This is a genomic window from Nocardia suismassiliense (assembly GCF_900269665.1).
GTDB lineage: Bacteria > Actinomycetota > Actinomycetes > Mycobacteriales > Mycobacteriaceae > Nocardia > Nocardia suismassiliense.
On sequence record NZ_LT985361.1, the window covers coordinates 8,346,083 to 8,366,679 of the forward strand.

At 66.3% G+C, this 20,597-nt stretch carries 24 protein-coding genes and 1 tRNA gene; 12 read left to right on the forward strand and 13 right to left on the reverse strand.

Features of this window, described 5'->3' with window-relative positions; genetic code table 11:
• Positions 1 to 4 precede the first annotated feature (4 nt).
• Together DBO33_RS37395 and DBO33_RS37400 are read left to right on the forward strand one after the other, a co-directional pair.
• Positions 5 to 919, forward strand: coding sequence for a LysR family transcriptional regulator (locus tag DBO33_RS37395; RefSeq protein ID WP_107659244.1), 915 nt, complete (start codon positions 5 to 7; stop codon positions 917 to 919).
• 357 nt (positions 920 to 1,276) lie between these two features.
• Complete coding sequence (locus DBO33_RS37400; RefSeq protein ID WP_107659245.1) at positions 1,277 to 2,017, forward strand: C40 family peptidase; 741 nt, start codon at positions 1,277 to 1,279, stop codon at positions 2,015 to 2,017.
• A 97-nt stretch (positions 2,018 to 2,114) separates the two neighbouring features.
• On the opposite strand, the gene DBO33_RS43710 is transcribed toward DBO33_RS37400, so the two are convergent.
• The 4 genes from DBO33_RS43710 to DBO33_RS37410 all read right to left on the reverse strand — a co-directional run bounded on the left by DBO33_RS43710 (position 2,115) and on the right by DBO33_RS37410 (position 3,827).
• Complete coding sequence (locus tag DBO33_RS43710; protein ID WP_199856873.1) at positions 2,115 to 2,279, reverse strand: hypothetical protein; 165 nt, start codon at positions 2,277 to 2,279, stop codon at positions 2,115 to 2,117.
• A gap of 107 nt (positions 2,280 to 2,386) precedes the next feature.
• Positions 2,387 to 2,542, reverse strand: coding sequence for a hypothetical protein (locus tag DBO33_RS43280; protein WP_159080708.1), 156 nt, complete (start codon positions 2,540 to 2,542; stop codon positions 2,387 to 2,389).
• Between the two features lie 45 nt (positions 2,543 to 2,587).
• Complete coding sequence (locus DBO33_RS37405) at positions 2,588 to 2,800, reverse strand: hypothetical protein (RefSeq protein WP_107659246.1); 213 nt, start codon at positions 2,798 to 2,800, stop codon at positions 2,588 to 2,590.
• A gap of 607 nt (positions 2,801 to 3,407) precedes the next feature.
• Entirely contained in the window at positions 3,408 to 3,827 is a 420-nt protein-coding gene (locus tag DBO33_RS37410; RefSeq protein ID WP_107660930.1) for an Hsp20/alpha crystallin family protein, read from the reverse strand.
• A gap of 136 nt (positions 3,828 to 3,963) precedes the next feature.
• Here DBO33_RS37410 and DBO33_RS37415 point away from each other — a divergent pair, with 136 nt between their 5' ends.
• Positions 3,964 to 4,323 (forward strand): MerR family transcriptional regulator, encoded by a 360-nt coding sequence (locus tag DBO33_RS37415; RefSeq protein ID WP_107659247.1) that lies wholly within the window; start codon positions 3,964 to 3,966, stop codon positions 4,321 to 4,323.
• 63 nt (positions 4,324 to 4,386) lie between these two features.
• A complete protein-coding gene (locus DBO33_RS37420; protein WP_107659248.1) occupies positions 4,387 to 4,728 on the forward strand; it encodes a hypothetical protein in 342 nt (113 codons plus the stop codon).
• Positions 4,729 to 4,737: 9 nt separating this feature from the next.
• Here the strand turns inward: DBO33_RS37420 and DBO33_RS37425 are convergent, their stop codons facing one another.
• Complete coding sequence (locus tag DBO33_RS37425) at positions 4,738 to 5,478, reverse strand: glutamine amidotransferase (RefSeq protein ID WP_107659249.1); 741 nt, start codon at positions 5,476 to 5,478, stop codon at positions 4,738 to 4,740.
• 521 nt (positions 5,479 to 5,999) lie between these two features.
• Here DBO33_RS37425 and DBO33_RS37430 point away from each other — a divergent pair.
• The 6 genes from DBO33_RS37430 to DBO33_RS37455 all read left to right on the forward strand — a co-directional run bounded on the left by DBO33_RS37430 (position 6,000) and on the right by DBO33_RS37455 (position 11,191).
• The gene (locus DBO33_RS37430; RefSeq protein WP_107660931.1) at positions 6,000 to 6,479 is read left to right on the forward strand and encodes a hypothetical protein; all 480 of its coding nucleotides are present in this window, start codon (positions 6,000 to 6,002) and stop codon (positions 6,477 to 6,479) included.
• A gap of 408 nt (positions 6,480 to 6,887) precedes the next feature.
• Positions 6,888 to 7,712, forward strand: a complete 825-nt coding sequence (locus DBO33_RS37435) for a SigB/SigF/SigG family RNA polymerase sigma factor (RefSeq protein ID WP_107659250.1) — start codon at positions 6,888 to 6,890, stop codon at positions 7,710 to 7,712.
• 308 nt (positions 7,713 to 8,020) lie between these two features.
• The gene (locus DBO33_RS37440; protein WP_107659251.1) at positions 8,021 to 8,617 is read left to right on the forward strand and encodes a hypothetical protein; all 597 of its coding nucleotides are present in this window, start codon (positions 8,021 to 8,023) and stop codon (positions 8,615 to 8,617) included.
• Positions 8,618 to 8,722: 105 nt separating this feature from the next.
• Positions 8,723 to 9,736 carry a hypothetical protein gene (locus DBO33_RS37445; RefSeq protein ID WP_107659252.1) on the forward strand — a complete coding sequence of 338 codons (1,014 nt, stop codon included), beginning with the start codon at positions 8,723 to 8,725 and terminating at the stop codon, positions 9,734 to 9,736.
• Between the two features lie 295 nt (positions 9,737 to 10,031).
• Positions 10,032 to 10,448, forward strand: coding sequence for a hypothetical protein (locus tag DBO33_RS37450; RefSeq protein ID WP_159080709.1), 417 nt, complete (start codon positions 10,032 to 10,034; stop codon positions 10,446 to 10,448).
• Positions 10,445 to 11,191, forward strand: a complete 747-nt coding sequence (locus DBO33_RS37455) for a hypothetical protein (RefSeq protein WP_107659254.1) — start codon at positions 10,445 to 10,447, stop codon at positions 11,189 to 11,191. The genes DBO33_RS37450 and DBO33_RS37455 overlap by 4 nt, the downstream gene beginning before the upstream one ends.
• Before the next feature lie 11 nt (positions 11,192 to 11,202).
• Here DBO33_RS37455 and DBO33_RS37460 read toward each other — a convergent pair whose 3' ends face one another.
• Entirely contained in the window at positions 11,203 to 12,660 is a 1,458-nt protein-coding gene (locus DBO33_RS37460; RefSeq protein ID WP_107659255.1) for an MFS transporter, read from the reverse strand.
• Positions 12,661 to 13,198: 538 nt separating this feature from the next.
• Between DBO33_RS37460 and DBO33_RS37465 the strand changes: the two genes are divergently transcribed.
• Positions 13,199 to 13,378 (forward strand): hypothetical protein, encoded by a 180-nt coding sequence (locus DBO33_RS37465; RefSeq protein ID WP_107659256.1) that lies wholly within the window; start codon positions 13,199 to 13,201, stop codon positions 13,376 to 13,378.
• Between the two features lie 120 nt (positions 13,379 to 13,498).
• Here DBO33_RS37465 and DBO33_RS37470 read toward each other — a convergent pair.
• From DBO33_RS37470 to DBO33_RS37485, 4 genes are all read right to left on the reverse strand, one after another.
• Positions 13,499 to 13,572: transfer RNA gene (locus DBO33_RS37470), tRNA-Leu, on the reverse strand.
• 139 nt (positions 13,573 to 13,711) lie between these two features.
• Positions 13,712 to 14,629, reverse strand: coding sequence for a ribonuclease Z (locus DBO33_RS37475; RefSeq protein WP_107660932.1), 918 nt, complete (start codon positions 14,627 to 14,629; stop codon positions 13,712 to 13,714).
• Between the two features lie 108 nt (positions 14,630 to 14,737).
• Positions 14,738 to 16,234 carry an APC family permease gene (locus DBO33_RS37480; protein WP_234391253.1) on the reverse strand — a complete coding sequence of 499 codons (1,497 nt, stop codon included), beginning with the start codon at positions 16,232 to 16,234 and terminating at the stop codon, positions 14,738 to 14,740.
• A 56-nt stretch (positions 16,235 to 16,290) separates the two neighbouring features.
• The gene (locus DBO33_RS37485; RefSeq protein WP_107659257.1) at positions 16,291 to 17,757 is read right to left on the reverse strand and encodes a peptide MFS transporter; all 1,467 of its coding nucleotides are present in this window, start codon (positions 17,755 to 17,757) and stop codon (positions 16,291 to 16,293) included.
• 204 nt (positions 17,758 to 17,961) lie between these two features.
• Here DBO33_RS37485 and DBO33_RS37490 point away from each other — a divergent pair, with 204 nt between their 5' ends.
• Positions 17,962 to 18,417 (forward strand): SRPBCC family protein, encoded by a 456-nt coding sequence (locus DBO33_RS37490; protein WP_107659258.1) that lies wholly within the window; start codon positions 17,962 to 17,964, stop codon positions 18,415 to 18,417.
• 19 nt (positions 18,418 to 18,436) lie between these two features.
• Here the strand turns inward: DBO33_RS37490 and DBO33_RS37495 are convergent, their stop codons facing one another.
• From DBO33_RS37495 to DBO33_RS37505, 3 genes are read right to left on the reverse strand one after another with little or no spacing between them, the layout of a single operon-like run.
• The gene (locus DBO33_RS37495; RefSeq protein ID WP_107659259.1) at positions 18,437 to 19,384 is read right to left on the reverse strand and encodes a Ppx/GppA phosphatase family protein; all 948 of its coding nucleotides are present in this window, start codon (positions 19,382 to 19,384) and stop codon (positions 18,437 to 18,439) included.
• Entirely contained in the window at positions 19,381 to 19,917 is a 537-nt protein-coding gene (locus tag DBO33_RS37500; protein WP_107659260.1) for a DUF501 domain-containing protein, read from the reverse strand. The genes DBO33_RS37495 and DBO33_RS37500 overlap by 4 nt, the downstream gene beginning before the upstream one ends.
• On the reverse strand, positions 19,914 to 20,585 hold the full coding sequence (locus DBO33_RS37505) for an FtsB family cell division protein (RefSeq protein WP_107659261.1): 672 nt from the start codon (positions 20,583 to 20,585) through the stop codon (positions 19,914 to 19,916). The genes DBO33_RS37500 and DBO33_RS37505 overlap by 4 nt, the downstream gene beginning before the upstream one ends.
• Between the last annotated feature and the right edge of the window lie 12 nt (positions 20,586 to 20,597).

Here is a 20,597-nt window from a genome sequence, read left to right on the forward strand (position 1 = left end):
GACCATGCTGAACCCTTGGCGTTTGCGTTTGCTCAGCCAGCTCGACTCCCTCGGCACCGTTCGCGCGGTCGCCCAGGCTGCCAACCTGAGCGCGTCCAGCGTGTCCCAGCAACTAGCGGTACTGGAGGCCGAAACCCGTACGCAGCTGCTGGAACGCACCGGCCGCCGGGTCCGGCTGACACCGGCCGGGTTGATCCTGGCCCGCCGCGCCAGGGCGATCCTCGATCACATGGGCGCGGTCGAGGCGGAGTTGCGCGGCCTCGGCGCCGAGCCGGTCGGACTGGTGCGGCTCGGCGCTTTTCAAAGCGCCATTCATTCGCTGTGCGTGCCCGCGGTGACCCGGCTCGCGCGCACCCACCCGCACCTCGCGGTCGAACTGCACGAGCTCGAACCGCACGAGAGCATGCGGGCGCTGCGGGTCGGCGACGCCGACATCATCATCACCACCACGGATTTCGTGGAACAGCCGCTCGGCCCGGATATCGACATCGTGCCGCTGGCTACCGATCCGATCGTGCTGATACTGCCGCCAGATCGCGCCGCCCGCGGACCGGCCGACCTCGCCGCGTACGCCGACGAGCCGTGGTCCTTCGATATGCCCAAGTCCTACATGGCGAATCTGGCCACCCGGCTCTGCCGGGAATCAGGCTTCGAGCCGCGGATAGTCTGCCGCTTCAGCAATTACATGATGACGCTGCAGCATGTCGAGGCCGGGCTCTCCATCGCGCTGCTGCCCGGACTCGCCGTCGATCCGCGCTATCGCATTGCGGCAAGGGAACTCGCGAGCCCGGTCACCCGATCGATCACGGCGGTTATCCGGCGCGGTGCACCGCCGCGGGCCGCGGTCACCGTGCTGCTCGACGCCTTGCGCAGGCACGGCGATCTACCCGGCGCGTCCGGTCCTATCGAGGGCCGATAGCCGCCCGATCGACAGCGCATCACCCGGCCAAATCGGCCGGAAATCGGTAATTGCCAGGTCGACACGGCCATCCGAGCCGGTAATTGCCGCGTGTCGATAACTTGCATCTGCCCTGGTCAGGGCCGATTTCCTATAACGATTGGATATATAGTTATCGTTTCGTTATCAGCTTAGCGTGTGTCGGAATTTGTTCGACCACGTTTGTGTCGAAGGATGGAAATCGGATCCGCTTGGACTGACAGATCACCGTGATGTTCTCGAATCTATTCGAAGACTTGGTGAAGTCCGGAGCGCCATCACGTGCGGCGTTGCACGACCGAGCCAAGGCCTTCGAAATGACCATCGGAGGACCTGATCATGGCATCGGAAACCGACGACGTCCGATATACCCACCCGCTGCGGCGGGTGTTCTGGTGGACACTTGCCGCGGGAGCAGCAGTCTCCGGCGCGCTCCTGTTCTCCGCCGCAGAGGCTTCGGCCCAGCCAGTTACCGTCCCCGGCCTCGGTACTTTCGAGGTGCCGAACGAAATCCCGCTTCCCCCTGGCCTTCCCGGCGTTCAGGTCGCGAATCCACCGCAGGAGAGCGCGCCATCCGCTGCTCCCTCCGCCGCGCCGTCCCGGGCCGAGTTCTCCGCTCCCGGAATCACGTTCGCGCTGCCGGACATTCCGGGCCTCGAATACTCCAGCCTGGCAAGCCTTCCCGGCATCAAGGTGCCGACGCCGGCGTACCCGCGCGTCGCACCGATGAAGACCACCGGTGAGGTCGCGGTCGACGCCGCCCGCGCCAAGCTCGGCTCCGGCTACAGCGCCAACTCCGCGGGCCCGGACTCCTTCGACTGCTCGGGTTTGGTCCAGTGGTCCTATGGGCAGGCCGGAGTTTCGGTGCCGCGCACCAGCTATGACCAGCTCGCCGCCGGAACCCCGGTGCCGCGCGAGGATTTGCGCCCCGGTGACCTGGTGTCGTTCTACGGCGGCGGCCACTCCGCGTTGTACGCGGGCGACGGCAACGTCATCCACGCCTCCACCTATGGCACCGGCGTCACCATGTCCCCGTTGGCGTCGATGCCGTACGCGGGCGCTTGCCGCTTCCGCAACTAGCACCGTCAATCCTGGTACGCATTCGCTCCACCAGCACAGCTGGGGTGATCCGGATCTCGAGGACGAACGCGCCTGACCTACCCGGCGGATAGGCGGATCAGTCGCCTTCCACCGGTTCGGCGGGAGCAACCGGACTCGATATCCGGATCACACCGGCATCGAGATCGAGGGCGAGCCGGGGAGTATGCGACTGGCCGTCGCTGTCCCCGCTGCCCTCGTCGGTCAGCTTCTTACCCGGAAACAGGTCGCCCATGACGCCCATGAACTCCACGATAGTCCCGGCTCCGGTACGGCACCTATGGCACCGGGCGTCATCGACGCCAGGGTCGGCCGGATGCATCCGGGGGCGGACGGGGCCTGCGACAGACCCTAGGTGACGGGATCGCGCAGGATCGTTGCCAGCATCGCACCGGCGCCCACGGTCGGCAGCATGAGCAGGATGATCGGCGGGGCGCCGAGCGCGGCCAGCGCGGCGACGCCGGTGAAGAGGGTCAGGGCGAATCCGGGGGCATGCTGAATTACCATCTGGCGCTTTCCTTCCGGGCACGCCGGGACCACTGACGGACCCGGTCAGTAGGCAAAGGGGTAGTCGTCGTCGGGGAGCGGGGTGATCATGGACTGCTCGATGCGGTCGGTGATGTCCGCGGCCTCGAAGGCGTCCCGAATGCGCTCGGCCAGCGGGGGGATCGCCGTCTCGTCGAGTCCGGTGGGCACGTCGAAGTCGGATACCGCTGCCTGCTGCTCGGCCAAGTCGGCGGCGCTGCCTGCGGGAATCGTGGTCATGGCGAACCTCCTCACGCTGGTGATCTGGGCCTGGTCGTCGGATAGGTCGAACAGGCCCGGTTACCGGCCGGGCCTGTTCTAGGAAGAGGAACGTGACTTTTCACACGGTCCGCGGCGGCGATGCCGTGCTACCCGTGACGCCACAACGGTGGCTGTGCGCGGATAACTGATCGCACTGTGTTCTCGAACGCGCCTGGTGCTCGGTAGCGACGGCAGCACCACCGACGGACTTGCTGCTCGATATCGTGATCCGGGCCTCACCTCGCTTCCTCTCTCGCGCTTGACCATTGGGCTGTGCAGCGCGGCGGAGGCGGACCGCGCTGAGTGGCCCGCCCGGTCCCGGGCGGACGGCCGCGCAACCGAGCCGGGTGCCCGAAGCACGGCCGGCTCGCGCGCGGCCACGGGCCCGGGACCGGAACCGGCACTCGTGGCGGGGCCGCCATTCGCGCGCGGGCTTCACACAGAATCGTGTCCACCTCGGCGAACAACCGCTCGACCTCGGGGTCCAGCAGCAGCAGTTCGCCGTCGAAGGTGTTGAACGATACTGCGCGAGTATCGATTCCGGTCATGACCCTGCCTCCTGCACGAAGCGTCGGGCCGGGACCGGTCAGGCGTTGATCGCCTGCCGCCGGTCGCTGTGCTCGATCTCGATCTTGCGTGGCTTGGCCTTCTCCGCGACGGGGATGCTCAAGCGCAGCACGCCATCGGTGTAGTCGGCCCGGATGTGGTCGGTGTCGAGGCCCTCACCGAGGAACAACTGGCGGCTGAACACCCCGCGGGAGCGTTCCGCGGCGATCATCGACCGCGACGAGTCCAGCTCGGGGCGGGTCGCCCGAACGGTCAAGACGTTGCGCTCGATATCCAGATCCAGTGACTTCGGGTCGATGCCTGGCAGGTCGAGCTCCACCAGGAACTCGTCGCCCTCGCGCCAAGCGTCCATCGGCATCACCGCGGGACGGGCCGCTGTGCCGAACACCTGCTGCGTGAGACGGTCCAGATCGCGGAACGGATCGGTACGCATCAGCATGGTCGCCACCTCCAACTCACTCCATTCTTCGTCGTCGGATCAGATAACCTGTGTCATCTGACATAGATTTGTTTTAGCACTCTCGACAGGTGAGTGCAAGTGTCTACACTAGAAAATCTGCGAGAGAAGGAGTGACATGCCAGCAGAGCCACAGGGTGGAACGCACCTACCCGATTCGGGACAGGCGGTGTACGGGATCTCGGTGGCCGCCGACCTGGCCGGTATCGGTGTGCAGACACTGCGGCTCTACGAACGGCACGGCCTGGTCCGACCCGCCCGCAGCGACGGCGGCACCCGCCGCTACAGCGGCGATGATCTCGCTCGACTGCACCGCATCACCACGCTGGCCGCCGCGGGGGTCAACCTCGCAGGCATCGGCCGCATCCTCGACCTGGAAGACGCCAACGCCGACCTGCATTCCGACAACGACCGCCTGCGCACCGACAACGCCGCCCTGCGTGCGAACAATCGGCGGCGTTCGGAGTCGTCCGGGTAACCGGCAGTGTGACAATGACGCGAGGCGGACCCGATCTTGTCCGATTCGCTCTATTCTGGCGGCATGTCTGCTCGCCGCTTGGCCGTCCTGCTCGCGCTCGCCCTGTTCGCTGTGCTCGCAGTGTCCGCCTGCACGGTGGAGGGTGCGGGTACCAAGACCGACTGCGGCGTGAGCGGTTGCACGGTCACCTTCGACCGCGGGGTGAACGCCAAGGTCACCATCATCGGGGTGGACGCGGAACTCGTTGCGGTGAACGGCGATACCGTCACGCTGAAGGTGGGTGGCCAGCAGGTCAGCGTTCCGGCCGGGCAGACGCAGTCCGCCGACGGGTTCAATGTCACGGTGCAGGAGGTCACCGCCGACAAGGTCGTCGTCAAGATCGCCAGTGGCATCACCACCGGCTGACCGGCCTGCTCAATCCTCGCTGCGGTACCTGGTGAGGAAGCGGCGCAATATCTCCTTCGGCGCGGTGATGTTTTCCCGGTGACCTAGCTCGGTGAGATAGTCCGCTTCCGCCGGATCGAAATAGCCTGCGTGCCGATATATTTCGATGCGCAGCGCGAGTCCGTCGCCATCGAGTTCGGGATGGAACTGGGTCGCGTACACATGCCGGCCGACGCGGATCATCTGCACCAGGCAACCGGCCGATCCCGCCAGCAATACCGCGTTCGGCGGCACATCCTGGCACGCCTCCTTGTGGCCGCCGAAGGCCCGGAACGACCGTGGAATGCCGCGCAGCAGGGGATCTTCGGCCCCGTGGTCGGACAATTCGATCGTCTGCGCGCCCGCTTTCTCGCTGTACCGTTCGCCGTTCACCGTGCCGCCGAGCACGTCCGCCAGGATGCTCAGCCCATAGCAGGCACCCAGATACGGGAAGTCACGGGCGACGATCTCGAGCAGCAGCTTCTTCAGTCCCGGCTCGAAACGCTGCTGGTAGTCGTACTTCTTGTCCTCCGGTCCGCCGACATTGCTCGGTCCACCGCCGACGATCACCGCCGCGAAATCGTCGAGTTCGAGGTGCGGAAGGCCCTGGTCCATCTGCACCCGCACCACGTCACCGGCGTCGAGTCCGCCCGCACGCAGGATGGCGTAGTACTCGTCGTCCGCCGCGGCGCGCTCGGGTCGTAACTGGAGCAGCAGGCAGGGCTTGGGCATGCACCGATTGTGCAAGATCGACACTCCCGGGACGGGAGTTTGCGCCTACCGGTGGCGTGTTCGCTCCCTGTCGGTCGTACGACCGATACCCCCGATCAGCCGAGACTGTCAGGATCATCGGCAGACGAGTATCGGTCGAGGCACCGGCCCGACCCAGCTGAAGCCGTGCACCGAGGGGTTGATCGGCATTCAGTGCGCGAGCCGCAGGCGCTTGGCCTGCGGCTCGCCATTCTTTCTCGGGGCGAGCTCAGGGTCGGCGGTGACTGGGGTCGGGGTAGGTACGCCCAAAGGATGACAAGGGACGAGACCGCGGGGCGATGTTTCGCACGGGGGTTGCGCGCAGAATCGCTGGAGCGGTTAAGGATCGCAAGGTTTCTGTAGGGAAACTCTTAGCCGCAACGGATTTGATGCACAGGTGCAGATGTGAGAGTTGGGCCTGTCGGCCCGGTTCCGGCCGAGCAGCCCGAACCACCTGCACATCCCGCTGCGAGACCTCGATCTACCTGGTGAAGGAGAAGGCAGTGCCCGTGACGTTCCCGAGTTCCGTCACCACGGCGACACTCGACGCGGCGCAGGACTACCGCCGCCACGGCTGGACCGTCACCGAAACAGCCAACGGTTGCTGCCTGATCACCGACGACCGGATCGCCGCCGTCGAACTCACCGGCGCCATGGCCGCCGCAGTCCGCCGCTTCCTGCGCGCCAACAACCTCTCCGGTCCGGTCATCGAAATCCCCGACGCACAGCGCCGCGAAATCCACCTCGTCCGCGGTGCCACCAAGGCCGCCATGGCGATCGAAGCATTGCGCAACGCAGGCGCGTCCGTGCACACCCACGGCGCCAGCATCCCCCTCCCCCCGACCAGACTCGCCCACGGCGCAGCCTCCTGGTCGATCTCCCCCACCGAGGCCCGCTGGGTGCCGCCGATAGTCGCGATCGCCGCCGCAGTCCGCGCCACCACCCGAACCCACCGCCCCCACCTCGCCGATTTGGCCGGCTGAACCCCGCCTGAAACGTCAACGGTCGCGAACACAGCTGCGCCGAGCCGTACTACTTACTGTCCCATCTTCGGGACAGTTCTTGAATCCTGCCGTGTGGCAAACGACATAAAAACTCACAGATCGGCTGCTCACAGCCGCATGGATTGAGTTGCTGTTGCGATAATGGTAGAAGTTGTTGCATTCCCGCGTTGCGTTCGGGACTCGCCATCGGCACAGTAAGTGGCGAAAACAGAACAGCCGCCCTATGGCCCTGCCGCACTCGGCCGGGGCTACGGCCGGCGATACAACCGACACCGGAGGACGCGTCCGCATCCCGTGTCCATCGGCAGCCTTCAGCGCCGACGCGCGACGCGCGTACTGAATGAAACACGCTGCCGGGCAATGAAATCCAAAGATCTAGGAGTTCCGATGACGGCATCGACCACGCCGTACAGCCGACCCGGCAGTGCTACCGCGGTCAGCGACAGCCGAGACTACGAACAGCTCGAGCCATCGCTGGCGGAGCTCGCTGCATTGGGCCCCGCCGACCGACGTCGCCGCGTTCTGCGCGCACAGATCGTATGCCGGGCGCTGCCGCTGGCCGACCACATCGCCCAGCGCTACGCCGGGCGCGGCGCAGACGCCGACGATTTGATCCAAGTCGCGCGCGTTGGCTTGCTGTACGCCATCGACCGATTCGATCCGTCGCAGGGACCGTCATTCTTGGCCTTTGCCATACCCACCATCATGGGCGAGGTGCGACGCTACTTCCGCGATCACACCTGGGCATTACGAGTTACCCGGCGGGCCAAGGACACCCGAGCCCTGCTCGGCCCGGCTACCGAAGCCTTCGCCCAGCGGCACAGTCGCTTGCCGACCGACCGAGAACTCGCCATCGAACTCGCCATCGAACTCGCCGAGGTCACCCAGGCGAAGCTGGCCGCCAACTGCTATTCCGCCGAGTCACTCGACGTCACCGTCACCGACGAGTCCGGCGCACAGATCCCCCTCACCGACCGGCTCGGCAGTGACGAGCACTGTTACCACCTCGTCGAAGAGGCACTCACCGTAAGGCCGCTGATCGCCGAGCTCACCTCACGCGAACGCCGAGTGCTGATCTGGCGTTACTGCGACTCGATGACCCAAGCCCAGATCGCGGAACGGCTCGGCGTGTCCCAGATGCAGGTTTCCCGAATCTTGATGCGCGTGCTTGCCACCCTTCGGGAACAGGCACTGGGCTGCGCGTCGCGCTAGGGGACATGCCTTCCCGCACCCTTGACCGGTCGGAGCTACGTCGCACCGGCCGCCACACGGCTGTTCCATATATGGGACGGATATGGATCAAATATCTGTGGCTCGAGTCATAGAAACTCGAAGAACTCCCGCTCAGACGAGGCCTCACGGGCCTTTCGCGGCGTTTTCAGCCCGTAACGGTCGCGATGCCGGGTTGCCCTAGTGATGCAAAATTGGCACAGTATGTGTCGGGATCAAAACATGAGCCCGCGACACAACTATCCAACTGGCAAAGGTCCGCACAACGGATCGAACAGGCAGGAGATGCCATGAAGAACATCAAGTCACTGACGGGTACAGCGGTTTTGGCCATCGCTGCCATCGGTCTCACCTCCGGCACTGTCCACGCCACGACATTGCCGGTCGACTCCGTGGACACTCAGTCCACCGTCACCGAATTGCGTGGCGAGGCGCAGGGCGTTGGTCTGACCGTCAGCCCGACCGCGGACAGCACCGGCGTCCGGACCGTGCTGGACGCGGGCGGCTTCGCGCTGACCCCCGACGGCCGGGGTGTGACCGTCTCCGATGACAACGGCACGGTCGTGGAAACGTTGCCGCTCGCCTACCAGGCGGCCGGCCGAACCTACGATCTCCGGCCAGAAGTCGGGGAAGCGGGGCGCAGCCTCGTGCTCACTCCGGTCGGACTGCCGGCGGCCGATCCGGTGCAGCGGGCGGAACTGCCGCTGCACTTCGTCGAGGACGCCTCGGATCTGGCTCGGCACCAGTACAACGCCGGTGTGGGCGCACTCATCGGCGGCGGCCTCGGGGCGCTGATCGGGTTCTTCGTCCTCCCTGTCTTCGGCGCGATCCCCGGCGGCGTCATCGGGGCGCTGCTGGGCGCGGGTATCGGCTGGGTCCAGCCATGAGGCACAACCTGTTCCGTTAGCGGGTGTGGGGCACGCCGTGCCCCACACCCCATCCGCGCGCATACGCCCGCATCGTGACCACCCCCAATATCGGAAGGACCTCCGATGACCGACGATTCCCCGCCACAGCGCATATCGCACACGGACCGGCTTCAGACGTACAGCCTCGAGTTGCCGTCATCAACAGCCGCTGATTTCGAGTTGGCCGAGCAGTTGCGTGCCGGTATCGAACGACGCGAGCGAACCCCGGCCGAAGCGCAGCTGGACAACTACATTCTCACCATCCGAGCGATGGCGACGGTGAGCTTGTCGGAGGCAGAGTGGGTCCGGCGGATGCACTCCGCCGGGATCCCCATCGTCGCGCAGTGGTGCGAGGACGACGACGTAGTAACCGGGTACGGCATCGGGATCCGCGCACTACAACAGGACGGAACTACCGACAGCAGGCCCGCGATCCTGCTGGACGGGCACCTGCCCTGGGATTTGCGGCTGACCGCGTTGCGCGAACACTGGGATGACTGCGACCACGCACGCGAACGCGCCCGGGCCCAATGGCTGCACATGCCGGCCTCGGGAGAATGGGATCGCGAACGGGTAGCTTTCACCGATCCGGCGCTGTGGAAGCGCGCGTCCGGTGATGCCGCGGTGTTCAACGAGTACCTTCGTACGCTCGCCCATCGCAATCGTGGTGAGTGGGCGCGCGCGGCCAGTCGGGTAGCGGGAGTACTCGCCCTGTGGGCACGGCGGACCGAAGGGCCCGCGCCGGCGGTAATGGCTGCGGTAGCGACCCAACTGGGTCGTTCAACGCAGATCACCACCCACGGCATGCGTCGGCCGATCGGTGAAAACGGGTTCCCTGCAGCAGATTTGAGTCTGACCGCGACTGTGCTGACCCAACTACACACTGGATATCAGGATCCACCGGACGAATCGCTCCGACTGTTGCAGGAGCTGCTCATCAGCATCAAGCTCATTATCACGGCTCACCGCTGCCGCGGCGAGATACATCACGTGAGCCGATTAACGGATGCTTGCATCCCTTTGCACAGTGTCTGCAGAGCCTTGCATGTACGCGTCCAACACAACCCGCCATCCGCACGCGGGCCGCAAGGCGAGTGAGCCCAGCGCCGGATCCCACTGTGTTGAGAGCCTTTGAAGTGGGTAGGCCGGATACACCGGCGGCGGAAGCGCAGAGCACCTCCCACGGATAGTTGTTCGACGTCGGCCGGCTCGATGTCGACTACACTGTTCCAATTTTGCAGCAAGCACGCCCACCCCGTGCCGCGACGAATACTAGTCAATAGCGCAACACGTGCTAGGTCGATCCCGGACTGAGCGGGCATTTCGCGGATCTTGACGGTTTGCACCACGCCGACTGTTTTGGGTTATGTCCCGGAACTGGAACACTGCATGGGTGAGTGAACGCATGGAACGGTTCTTGGCGTGGCGAGACCACGTGGCCAGCGGTGACAGCGAGCGCGCCATCGCCGCGCGAATGGGTATCGGTAACAACCGGGTGGGCAGGCATCTGCGGGAAAGCGACCCACCGGTCGCCGAGACTGTCATCGATTTCGCCCGGGCTTATGGCGTGAACCCGGTCGATGGCCTCGTCGCGGCCGGGCTCCTGACCCGAGACGAAGCGTTGCGTGCGGCGGCGAGCGAACCGCTACGTGCCGCCACCGGACTGCAACTGCTCGACGAGCTCGCCCGGCGCGAGAAGGAACGGCTGCGCCGATCCGAAACTGCCGATGACACCGGAACCGAAGCGTCCCCGCCCAAACGCAAGCGCTGGCGGCGCGACATCGACATCTCGGAGGGATTGCTGACATGAGCGGCCACACGATGGTCTACCTCTTCGCCTGTCTGCTTGCGCTGGCGACGATCTGCCTGCGCCTGACTCGCTGGCGGAGTCAGCCGAAATCCCGGCCGCTGACCATCGTGGTAGCACTGCTGATCGTCAGTACTGTGCTGCGCCATCCTGTGGTGTTGGAGAGCGACTGGCTCGATGACCAACTGCCGGAAAACCTGCACCTGGCCAACATCACCGATTTGCTGGGCGATCTGGTTACTGCCGCCGCCGCAGGCTATATCTGCTCGCTGGTCGCCCAGGCCTGGGGATTCGAGCACCTGCGACCATGGATCGTTCGCATCTTCACCGCCGACGCCTTGGTGCTGCTGATGTTGTGGGCAGTCTCGGACGCCCCGCACACCCACATCAAGTACGTCGACCAACTCGGCGGTCCCGCCTTGCTGTACTCCTACGTCGCCGCTACCACCGTGCTGATCTCACACCTCGCCGTGCTGGCCTCGGTCTTGATCGCCCGACTGTCTCGCAAAACCCGCCTGGCCCTTCTTCCGATGGTGCTCGGCGCGTTCCTGGCAACCATCGGAAACCTGATACGCATCGGCAGCCACGTCGCACCCAGCATCTTCGCTGACCTGCGCGAGCACTTCGGCTGGCCGATAATCCTGGCGACCACCCTGCTCTATACCGCCTCCGGGCTCATCGGCTACTTCGCCTATCCACGACGGGCCAAGTCCGCCGTCGGCCCGCAGCCAGGGACTGTCAGGTAAGTACCGACGGGCTATCTGCCGCCTGGCTTGTTTATCGCCCAGATGCCGACGGCGGTGAGCACCAACGCTGCTGTGCCCGCGAGGATCGCGAGGTGCATGCCGGTGACGAAGGCGGCTCTGGCCGAGTCGATGATCGTGGTGTCGCCGTTCGCGTGGGTGAGCGTTTCGGCCAGGGTCGGAGCGAAGTCGCCGCCCGAGCGAAAGATCGCAGTCGACACAGAGCCGAGCAAGGAGATACCGAGCCCGCTTCCGAGTTCGAGGCTTGTCTCCGAGATACCCGCCGCGGCACCGGCTTCATCCAGCGGGACCGACGATACTGCTGCGTCCGAGGCGAAGGTGAACAGCACGCCGTAGCCGAGTCCCGCGATTGTGGACCCGGTCAGATACCACAGGTAGCCGGTATCGACACCGGTCAGGATCAGGACCAGGTTGCCCAACGCGGCCGAGCCGAGTGCGAGCAGAATCGTGCGGGTCGCGCCCCACCGTGCGCCGACTCGGACACCGGCGACCGAGGCGACGAATACCGCTGCGGCCATGGGGATTCCGAGCAATGCCGCGTCGAGCACGTTCCAGCCGAGCACCGACTGGCGATAAGCGCAGGTGAGATAGCTCATGCCGGCCCAGGAGAGCGCGCCGATGGACGCCGCCGCGATCACTGTGGCGAAAGATCGCCGCCGCAACAGGGATAGATCGAGCAGCGGTGTGGGCAATTCCCGCTGTCGCCGGACGAACCAGACCAGCATGCCCACGCCCATGACGGCGCTGACGGTAGTCAGGAGATCGACACCGGTGGCGGCGGCGCGTTTCACCGCGAATACCAGCGGCAGCACGGCAGCCGCGAACAGGCCCACGCTCATTATGTCGAGCGGCCCCGGCTCGGGTTCCTGGTACTCGGGCACCAGAAACGGCGCGGCTACCAGCATCACCAGCACCACCGGAACGTTGATCAGAAACACCGAGCCCCACCAGAATTCGTAGAGCAACGTCCCACCGATCACCGAGCCCGCCGCCGCGCCGCCTGCGAAAAAGGCGGTCCAGACACCGACCGCGGCACTGCGCGCGCGAGCGCCGGTGAACAAGTTGGCGATAAGGGCCAGGCTCGCCGGAAGCAGCATCGCGCTCCCGACGCCGAGTAGTGCCCTGGCCGCGATCAACACACCCACGTTCGGCGCGAACGCTGCCACGATCGAGGCCGAGCCGAACACTGCGGCACCGGCCAGCAGCATCTTGCGCCGCCCGATGCGATCGCCGACATTGCCCATGGTCACCAGTAGCGCCGCCAGACTGAATCCGAAAATGTCGAGAATCCAGATCTCCGCCGTCGCCGAGGGATGCAAAGCGGCTGCGACATTGGGCATTCCGAGATACAGCACCGACGTCTCCATCGAGATCATCAGCACCGGCAGGACCAAGACCGCCAAACCGGCCCACGACCGTAGCGGCGCGCCGCCTTTCGGGGAATCAGCCATGATCGTCTCCGTTCGCAAGTTGAGTAGGCATCGGAGGGGTAGCTCGGATAAACCAGCGCCCCCACCGGACACGGCCAGTGAGGGCGTTCGCCAGTTCGCTGTCGCAGCTCAGAGGAAGATCAGCGGGATGAGCGGCGCTACCGCGCCGATAGCACCGGCAAGAGCACCGACGCCGGCGATGATCGGGGCGAGCGCGAGGGCGGTGAGCGCAGTGAGCATTGGGACTACCTCCTGACGAGTATTGTTTCGCTTACGCGACATACTGTGCCAATTACGGAACACTCCCGCAACTCAGGAACGCAATGAGGTGCCCCAAAAGCGGGCCAAAAAGCTCGGAAATCACGCCATGAGCGGGCGAACATCGAATCTATATGTTTTGCGCCACAGCGCGCACGTCGATCCTCGTGGCCCAAAAATGTAACAGTCGTTAACCTCGGAGTAGGCACTGCACAGAAGGCTGTCGGCGCCCGCTTCACCTCACGGCGCACCCACAGGTGCGGGTGTCGGCCGCCCAGCCATAGAAAGGAGATCGTTTCTGATGCGAGACAATTCGAAGTCCTTCCGGTGGCGGATACCGGCCGGCATCACACTGGCCGGCGTGATGGCGATCGGCACCATCGGGATTGTCACCGACCTGGATCCGATTCCACCGATCGACCTCGTACCGGCGGTGGCCCCCACCTCCGACGGGTCGAATGTCGCCGAGGCCCCGCACTGAATTCTGCAGCCGTCGCGATGCCCAGGGTGGCCTGCACGGGTATGGTCGGGCTTCGGCCGCTGCCGCACAGGAACCGCCTGGTGAAACCACAGGCATCGGCGCTGGTGTCGATGCTGTGAGTGCCCCCAGTCGGACTCGAACCGACACTCGATGGATTTTAAGTCCACTGCCTCTGCCAATTGGGCTATGGGGGCGTCCGGGACAGCGTACCGAGTCGTACGGGTGTACCGGAATTCCGAGTGTTCTAGCTGTGCAACGTGTCGGCATCCTCCTGGAAAAAGTCGGGCATTTGACCAAAGAGTGGGTCGGGGGTGGACACGGGGCGGGTGGTTGTCATCGTCTGGGCGGGAGGGGGATTCGGGTCAGGTCGGTGGCGATGTGGATGGTGCCGGGGAAGTATTTGCGGGCTTCGGTGAGGTGGTCGGTGAGGTCGCGGTAGCGCTGGGAGAAGTGGGTGAGGACCAGCGTGTCGGTGCCTGCTTCGGCGGCGACTCGGGCGGCCTGGCCCGCGGTGAGGTGGCCGTATTCGGCGGCGAGGGAGACGTCGGCGTCGAGGAAGGTCGCCTCGATGACGAGCAGGTCGGTGCCTGCGGCGAGTTCGTGCACGCCGTCGCAGAGGCGGGTGTCCATGACGAAGGCGAAGCTCTGGCCTGGGCGGTGTTCGCTGACTTCGTCGAGAGTGATGGTGCGTCCGGCTATTTCGAGGTGGCCCTGCTGCTGTAGTCGGCCGATGACGGGACCGCTGAGCCCGAAGTGCCGCAGGCGGTCGGGCAGGATGCGACGCCCGGCCGGCTCGGTGAGCCGGTAGCCGAAGGTGTCGACCGGGTGGGACAGCCGGACCGCCGTCACCGCGAACGGCGCGCCGGGGAAGTCCACCGGGCCCGCCGATTCGACCGGGCGGGGGCGCAATTCAGCGCGCTGGTAGTAGGCGGTGGCGTTGACGAGCCGGTCGTAGTATTCGGCGCCGGAGGCGGGGAAGCACACGTCGACGGGGTGCGGCACCTGGTCGAGACTGATGCGCTGCGCCACCCCGGCCAGCCCGAGGCTGTGATCGCCGTGGAAATGGGTGATCGCAATCCGGGTGAGGTCGGTGGCCGACACCCCGGCATAGGTCATCTGCCGCTGCGTCCCCTCCCCCGGATCGAACAGCACCCCTTCGTCGTCCCAGAGCAGCAGATATCCATTGTGGTTGCGCTGCTTGGTCGGCACCTGACTGGCGGTCCCGAGGACGACGAGCTCGCGCTGCGACACCCTGGCCACGCTACCGCCCACCTCGGGCCGCCAGCGCATCCCCAGTTGGACGAGTGGCACACCAGGGAGCTCGCGATGCTCCACGACCGGGTGCCACTCGTCGGCCCACTACTCGACGGGGGTGTTGCGCAGCACCGAGTGCCTGCGGCTGTAGGCGAAGTAGATGAGGAACCCGAGCGCCATCCAGACCAGGAAGCGCAGCCACGTCTCCACCGACAGATTCAGCATCAGCCACAGGCAGGCGAGGACGCCGAGGATCGGGACGACCGGCACCCACGGAACGCGGAAGCCGCGCGGCAGGTCGGGGCGGGTGCGGCGCAGCACGAGCACGCCGATCGAGACCAGCACGAAGGCGAACAGCGTGCCGATGTTGACCATCTCCTCCAGCGTGCCGAAGTCGACGAACCCGGCGAGCAGCGCGCAGACCACGCCGACGATCGCGGTGATCCGCACCGGCGTGCCGTGCTTGCCGGTGTGCGCCAGTTTGCGCGGCATCAGCCCGTCGCGCGCCATGGCGAACAGCACCCGGGTCTGCCCGAGGAACATCACCATGACCACGGTGGTGAGTCCGGCGAGCGCGCCGATGGAGATGATGTTCTTCACCCAGGTGTCGCCGTGGATCGCGAAAGCCGTTGCCAGCGTGGCGTTCTCACCGGCCAGATCGGTGTAGGGCACCATGCCGGTGAGCACCAGCGACACCGCGACATACAGGATGGTGACGATGAGCAGCGAGCCGAGGATGCCGCGCGGCACCGCCTTCTGCGGGTTCTTGGTCTCCTCAGCGGTGGTGGCGACGACGTCGAAGCCGATGAACGCGAAGAACACCAGGCTGGCCGCGGCGAGCAGGCCGTACCAGCCGAAGCTGCTGTGCCCGGCGCCGGTCAGGAAGGAGAACAGCGACTGGCGCAGGCCGTCGCCCTCGGCGCCCGGCTGGGACGGCGGAATGTAGGGCTTCAGGTTCTCCGACTTGAAGTAGGTGATGCCGACGATCAGCACGAGCGCGATCACGGCCAGCTTGATGGCGACGGCCACCGCCGACACCCGCGAGGACACCTTGGTCCCGGTCGCCAGCAGCACACCGAGGATGGCGATCAGCAGGACCGCGCCCCAGTCGAAGGACACCGAGCCGATGTGCACGACCGGCGTCGTGCCCATCACCTCACCGAGGTACTGCGACCAGCCCTTGGCCACCACCGAGGTGGCGAGCGCGAATTCCAGGATCAGGTCCCAGCCGATGATCCACGCGACGAGTTCACCGAAGGTGGCGTAGGAGAACGTGTACGCGCTGCCTGCCACCGGAACCGTCGAGGCGAATTCGGCGTAGCAGAGCGCGGTCAGCCCGCAGGCGATCGCGGCGAAGACGAACGCCAGCGACACCGACGGTCCGGCGACGTTGCCCGCGGTGCGTGCGGTGAGCGTGAAGATGCCCGCGCCGATCACCACCGCGACGCCGAAGACGGTGAGGTCCCAGGCGGTCAGGTCCTTGCGGAGTTTCGAATCCGGTTCGTCGGTGTCCTTGATCGATTGCTCGACCGATTTGGTGCGGAACAACCCGCCCCATGGACTTCCCTGTCCGGTTGCGTCGTCGACCTTTTCGATCGCCACACCTTCTCCTCTACCTCTGGTCATGCTGTCGAACCCGTCTATGCCCGGCTGGCGGCTTAATGCACACCCGCCATGTGCCTGCTGATCCGCGGCGCGATGGCGGCCACGATCAGTCCGGCGCAGACCGCGACGGCGCCGGTGATTCCGAAGTAGGCGATTTCGTGGTCTTGGTCATAGAACCGAGCCAAAGTACCCGACATCGACGTGCCGATGCCAACCGAGAAAAAGTACAGCGCCATCATCTGTGCCCGGAAAGCTTCCGGTGCGAGCTGGGTGGTCACCGCAAGACCGATCGGTGAGAGCAGCAGCTCCGACACCGCGAATCCGGCCAGGACGGCGACGATGAGCAGGATCGGCACGTGCTGTCCGGTGATGAACGACAGCGGCACGAACAGCATGAACGCGAGTCCCATGCCGATCACGCCGAGCGCGAATTTGCGCGGCGTGCTGGGCGCGCGCGAGCCGAGCTTGGTCCACATGATGGCGAACAGCGGCGAGAGCGTGATGATCCAGACCGGCTCGACCGAACTGATCCAGTTCGACGGGGCGGTCCAGCCGAAGATGCGCCAGTCGATCCGTTCGTCGGAGTAGACCGTGAGCACCGTGAAGATCTGCTGGAACAGCGACCAGAACACGGCGTTGGCGATGAACAGCGGGATGAACGCGCGCACCCGGCTGCGCTCGATCGGGGTCACCTTGGCGCTGGTCAGCATCACGATGAAGTAGATAATGGCGGCGACGGCGATGACGCCGGTGGTCACGTCGGGCAGATTGTCCAGGGTCACCAGGCCGGTCGTGAAGACCAGGGAGACCAGCAACGCGGCGGCGGCAAGCAGGCCGATCAGCGGGCTGATCGCGCTGCGCGGCAACGGGTTCGGCACCTCCTGGCCGTGCGTGCCGAGATTGCGCCGGAACACGACGTACTGGATGAGCCCGAGCGCCATGCCGATGGCGGCGGCGCCGAACGCGTAGTGGAAGCCGAGGTGGTCGCGCAGCAGGCCGGTGAGCAACGGACCGCTGAACGCGCCGAGGTTGATGCCGAGGTAGAACAGCGTGAACCCGCCGTCCGCGCGCGCGTCACCCTTCGGATAGAGCGTGCCGAGCAGCGAGGACGCGTTCGCCTTGAGCGCGCCGCTGCCGAGCGCGACGAGTACCAGGCCGACGCCGACACCGGTCAGGCCGGGCAGCACGGCCAGCGCGATATGGCCGGCCATCACCACCACGCCGCCGTAGAACACCGTGCGTTCCATGCCGAGCAGCCGGTCGGCGATCCAGCCACCGAGCACGGTGGACAGATAGACCAGGCCGCCGTAGGCGCCGACGATGCCGACACCGGTGCTCTGGGCGAGCCCGAGCCCGCCGTCGGTGGTCGAGTAGTACAGGTAGTAGCCGAGGATGCTGACCATGCCGTAGTACGAGAACCGTTCCCACAGTTCGACTCCGAAGAGGTTGGTCAACCCGATCGGGTGACCGAAGACGGTACGTCCGGCAATCGGTGAATCAGCCGTTTTCACTTCCGACATCCTCAGACCTTCCCATGTTTGCGACGATTCTTCGGCATCAACACCGAAATCTCGAAGATCCTCGCAGCGTCGCGCCCGGTTGCGGATCGTGCCAGACTGCATAATCGAGCGTTTCCTCAGGCCCGCCCTGGGCATCCGGGAACAACACGCCGCAGCCGAGTCCCCGCCACGGCGACCCCGTCGGACGACGAAAGTGACGCACGGATGGAACCGATAGAGATCACGGTCCCCGCCTCGGTGGCGGATACGTTCGCAGTGCTGGCCGACGGCTGGCTGTACCCGCTCTGGGTGGTCGGCGCCTCGCATATCCGCGATGTCGATGCGGGCTGGCCCGCGGTGGGCACCCGCATCCACCACAGCGTCGGTCCCTGGCCGCTGAACCTGTCCGACACCACCAAGGTCCGTGAGGTGGATCCGCCGCGAATGATCGAGCTGGAGGCGCGGCTGTGGCCGGTCGGTTCGGCCTGGATCCGGCTGGAGCTGAGCGAGGTGACCCCCGAGAGCACCCGGATCAGCATGTTCGAACGCGCGATCAGCGGCCCGGCCGCATTGGTGCCCGACATAGTCCAGGCGCAGCTGCTGGTACCGCGCAACAAGGAGTCACTGTCCAGGCTGGCGGACCTGGTGGCCGGTCGAGCGCGAGAAAGCAAGTCGTCGTAGGCAACCGGCGCTCAACGCACTACGCGATGGACAGCGCGATCCCGTCGAGGATGTCGTGTTCGGAGACGACGAGCTCGGAAATGCCCGCGCGGCGCGCCAATTCGTCGGCGAGCACCTCGGCGATGACGGCGCCGCCGCCGATCACGTCGACGCGGCCCGGGTGCATGGGGCCGAGGGCGGCGCGCTCGTCGTGCGTCATGGCGACCAGGCGATCACACACGGCGCGCAGCTGATCCAACGTGAGGCGAGTGAGATGCACCTTCGCCGAGTCGTATTCGGGCAGATCGAGGGCGACCGCGGCCAGCGTGGTCATGGTGCCCGCGACGCCGACCCAGGTGCGCGCGCCGGTGACGGGCACCTTCGCGAAGGCTTCGGCTAGTCGCTCGGCGGCGAATTCTCTTGCGGCGCTGACCTGTTCGGCGGTCGGCGGATTGCCGGGCAGGCAGCGTTCGGTGATCCGGACACAGCCGATGTCGGCGGAGTAGGCGGCCTGCACGCCGTCGCTGTCGCCGAAGACCAGCTCGGTCGAGCCGCCGCCGAGATCGACCACGACGAAAGGCCCTGCCTCACTGGACAGTTCGCCGATCGCACCGGCGAACGACAGCCGCGCCTCCTCGTCGCCGGTGATCACCTCGGCCTCGGCGCCCGGCACCACGGTGCCGAGTTCGGCGCGGGCCATGGCGAAGAAGTCCTCGCGGTTGGCCGCGTCGCGGGTGGCGGAGGTGGCGGTCATCCGCACCCGGCCGACGCCGGTCTCCCGCATCAACGCCACGTAGTCGGCCAACGCGACCCGGGTGCGCTCGATCGCTTCCGGCGCCAGCGAACCGGTCGCGTCCACGCCCTGGCCGAGGCGCACGATCCGCATCTCGCGGTGCACGTCGGCGAGCCGGCCGTCGGCGAGCACGTCGGCGATCAATAGCCGGATGGAGTTGGTTCCGCAATCGACGGCGGCTACCCGATCACTCATGCCCTGTGCTCCGCTTCGTCGATGCCGGTCCGCTCGTACTTCGGCCAGTCGGCCGGAATCGCGGTACCGCGCAACCCATTGTCGGCGGCCAGCGCCACCGCCTCGTCACCGAACGGATTCACGCCGGGCCCCTTGGCCAGCGCATGCGCGATCAGCACGTGCAGGCACTTCACCCGCTCCGGCATCCCGCCGCCGGTGAAATCGGTACCCAGCGACTCGATCTCGTTCCGCTCGGCCAGATAGCTCTCGTGCGCGGCGCGGTAGGCCGCGGCCAATTCCTGGTCGCCGCTGAGCCGTTCGGTCATCTCGCGCATCACGCCCGCGGATTCCTGCCTGCTCGCCTCGGCGGTGAGCCGCGGGTCGGTCAGGTAGTACAGGGTGGGGAACGGGGTGCCGTCGGGCAGGCGCGGCGCGGTTTTCACGACGGCCGGGATCCCGTCCGGGGTGCGATAAGCGACGGCGAGCACGCCGCGTGGTTCGCGGCCGAGCTGCTTGGCGATGATCGCGAGATCCTGGTCGTTCGGCGCTGTCACCTGGGTCCTTCCGGTCCTGGCGGCGGCCCGGCAGGCGGCAGGCCGGGCGCCGGCGTCTGCTCGGCCGCGGGGGCGGGTTGTGGTTCGGAGATGCTGCGCCACAGTTCGGTGTACCAGGGGTCCGGTTCCCGTGACTTGGTCGCGGCGGTCGGTGCGGCGGGCGCCTCGATGCCGGGCACCTGCACGATGTAGGGGGTCTCGCCGGGCAGTACCAGCCGCAGCCGGTCGCGTGCCTCGGAGCGGATGTAGGCCGGATCCTGTTGCTGCGCACGGCGATCCCGCAGCCGCGCGAGGTCGGCCTCCAGGTCCTTGCGCTGCTGCGCGAGCTGCGAAGCCTCGGCCCGCTGGGTGAAGTACGTGCGCATCGGCACGGCCAGCGTGAGCGCGAGCGCGCACACCACGATGGCGAGGACGACCGCCTTGCCGGTGGACAGACCTAAAATCGTGCGGTCGTGCTTGTCCGCGCCGTGGCCGCTGGTGCGCAACCCGCCCTTCTGCGGCCCGGCCTTCTTGTCCTCCGACCGCCTGCGCGCGGTGCGTTTTACCGCGGCAGGGCGGGCGGCCGTCTCCGTATCGGATCCGGCCTTGGGCCGCGAAGTGGCGGAACGCGACGTGCGGCGGTCCCCACGCCCGGCTGGACTGGTACCTCGCGCACGTCGCTCCGTCATTACGTCCCCTGT

Bases quoted from the DNA above. Each gene is read 5' to 3' on its own strand.
- DBO33_RS37395 (WP_107659244.1), top strand. From the start codon at position 5: ATGCTGAACCCTTGGCGTTTGCGTTTGCTCAGCCAGCTCGACTCCCTC.
- DBO33_RS37400 (WP_107659245.1), top strand. From the start codon at position 1,277: ATGGCATCGGAAACCGACGACGTCCGATATACCCACCCGCTGCGGCGG.
- DBO33_RS43710 (WP_199856873.1), bottom strand. From the start codon at position 2,279: ATGGGCGTCATGGGCGACCTGTTTCCGGGTAAGAAGCTGACCGACGAG.
- DBO33_RS43280 (WP_159080708.1), bottom strand. From the start codon at position 2,542: ATGGTAATTCAGCATGCCCCCGGATTCGCCCTGACCCTCTTCACCGGC.
- DBO33_RS37405 (WP_107659246.1), bottom strand. From the start codon at position 2,800: ATGACCACGATTCCCGCAGGCAGCGCCGCCGACTTGGCCGAGCAGCAG.
- DBO33_RS37410 (WP_107660930.1), bottom strand. From the start codon at position 3,827: ATGCTGATGCGTACCGATCCGTTCCGCGATCTGGACCGTCTCACGCAG.
- DBO33_RS37415 (WP_107659247.1), top strand. From the start codon at position 3,964: ATGCCAGCAGAGCCACAGGGTGGAACGCACCTACCCGATTCGGGACAG.
- DBO33_RS37420 (WP_107659248.1), top strand. From the start codon at position 4,387: ATGTCTGCTCGCCGCTTGGCCGTCCTGCTCGCGCTCGCCCTGTTCGCT.
- DBO33_RS37425 (WP_107659249.1), bottom strand. From the start codon at position 5,478: ATGCCCAAGCCCTGCCTGCTGCTCCAGTTACGACCCGAGCGCGCCGCG.
- DBO33_RS37435 (WP_107659250.1), top strand. From the start codon at position 6,888: ATGACGGCATCGACCACGCCGTACAGCCGACCCGGCAGTGCTACCGCG.
- DBO33_RS37440 (WP_107659251.1), top strand. From the start codon at position 8,021: ATGAAGAACATCAAGTCACTGACGGGTACAGCGGTTTTGGCCATCGCT.
- DBO33_RS37445 (WP_107659252.1), top strand. From the start codon at position 8,723: ATGACCGACGATTCCCCGCCACAGCGCATATCGCACACGGACCGGCTT.
- DBO33_RS37455 (WP_107659254.1), top strand. From the start codon at position 10,445: ATGAGCGGCCACACGATGGTCTACCTCTTCGCCTGTCTGCTTGCGCTG.
- DBO33_RS37460 (WP_107659255.1), bottom strand. From the start codon at position 12,660: ATGGCTGATTCCCCGAAAGGCGGCGCGCCGCTACGGTCGTGGGCCGGT.
- DBO33_RS37465 (WP_107659256.1), top strand. From the start codon at position 13,199: ATGCGAGACAATTCGAAGTCCTTCCGGTGGCGGATACCGGCCGGCATC.
- DBO33_RS37485 (WP_107659257.1), bottom strand. From the start codon at position 17,757: ATGTCGGAAGTGAAAACGGCTGATTCACCGATTGCCGGACGTACCGTC.
- DBO33_RS37490 (WP_107659258.1), top strand. From the start codon at position 17,962: ATGGAACCGATAGAGATCACGGTCCCCGCCTCGGTGGCGGATACGTTC.
- DBO33_RS37495 (WP_107659259.1), bottom strand. From the start codon at position 19,384: ATGAGTGATCGGGTAGCCGCCGTCGATTGCGGAACCAACTCCATCCGG.
- DBO33_RS37505 (WP_107659261.1), bottom strand. From the start codon at position 20,585: ATGACGGAGCGACGTGCGCGAGGTACCAGTCCAGCCGGGCGTGGGGAC.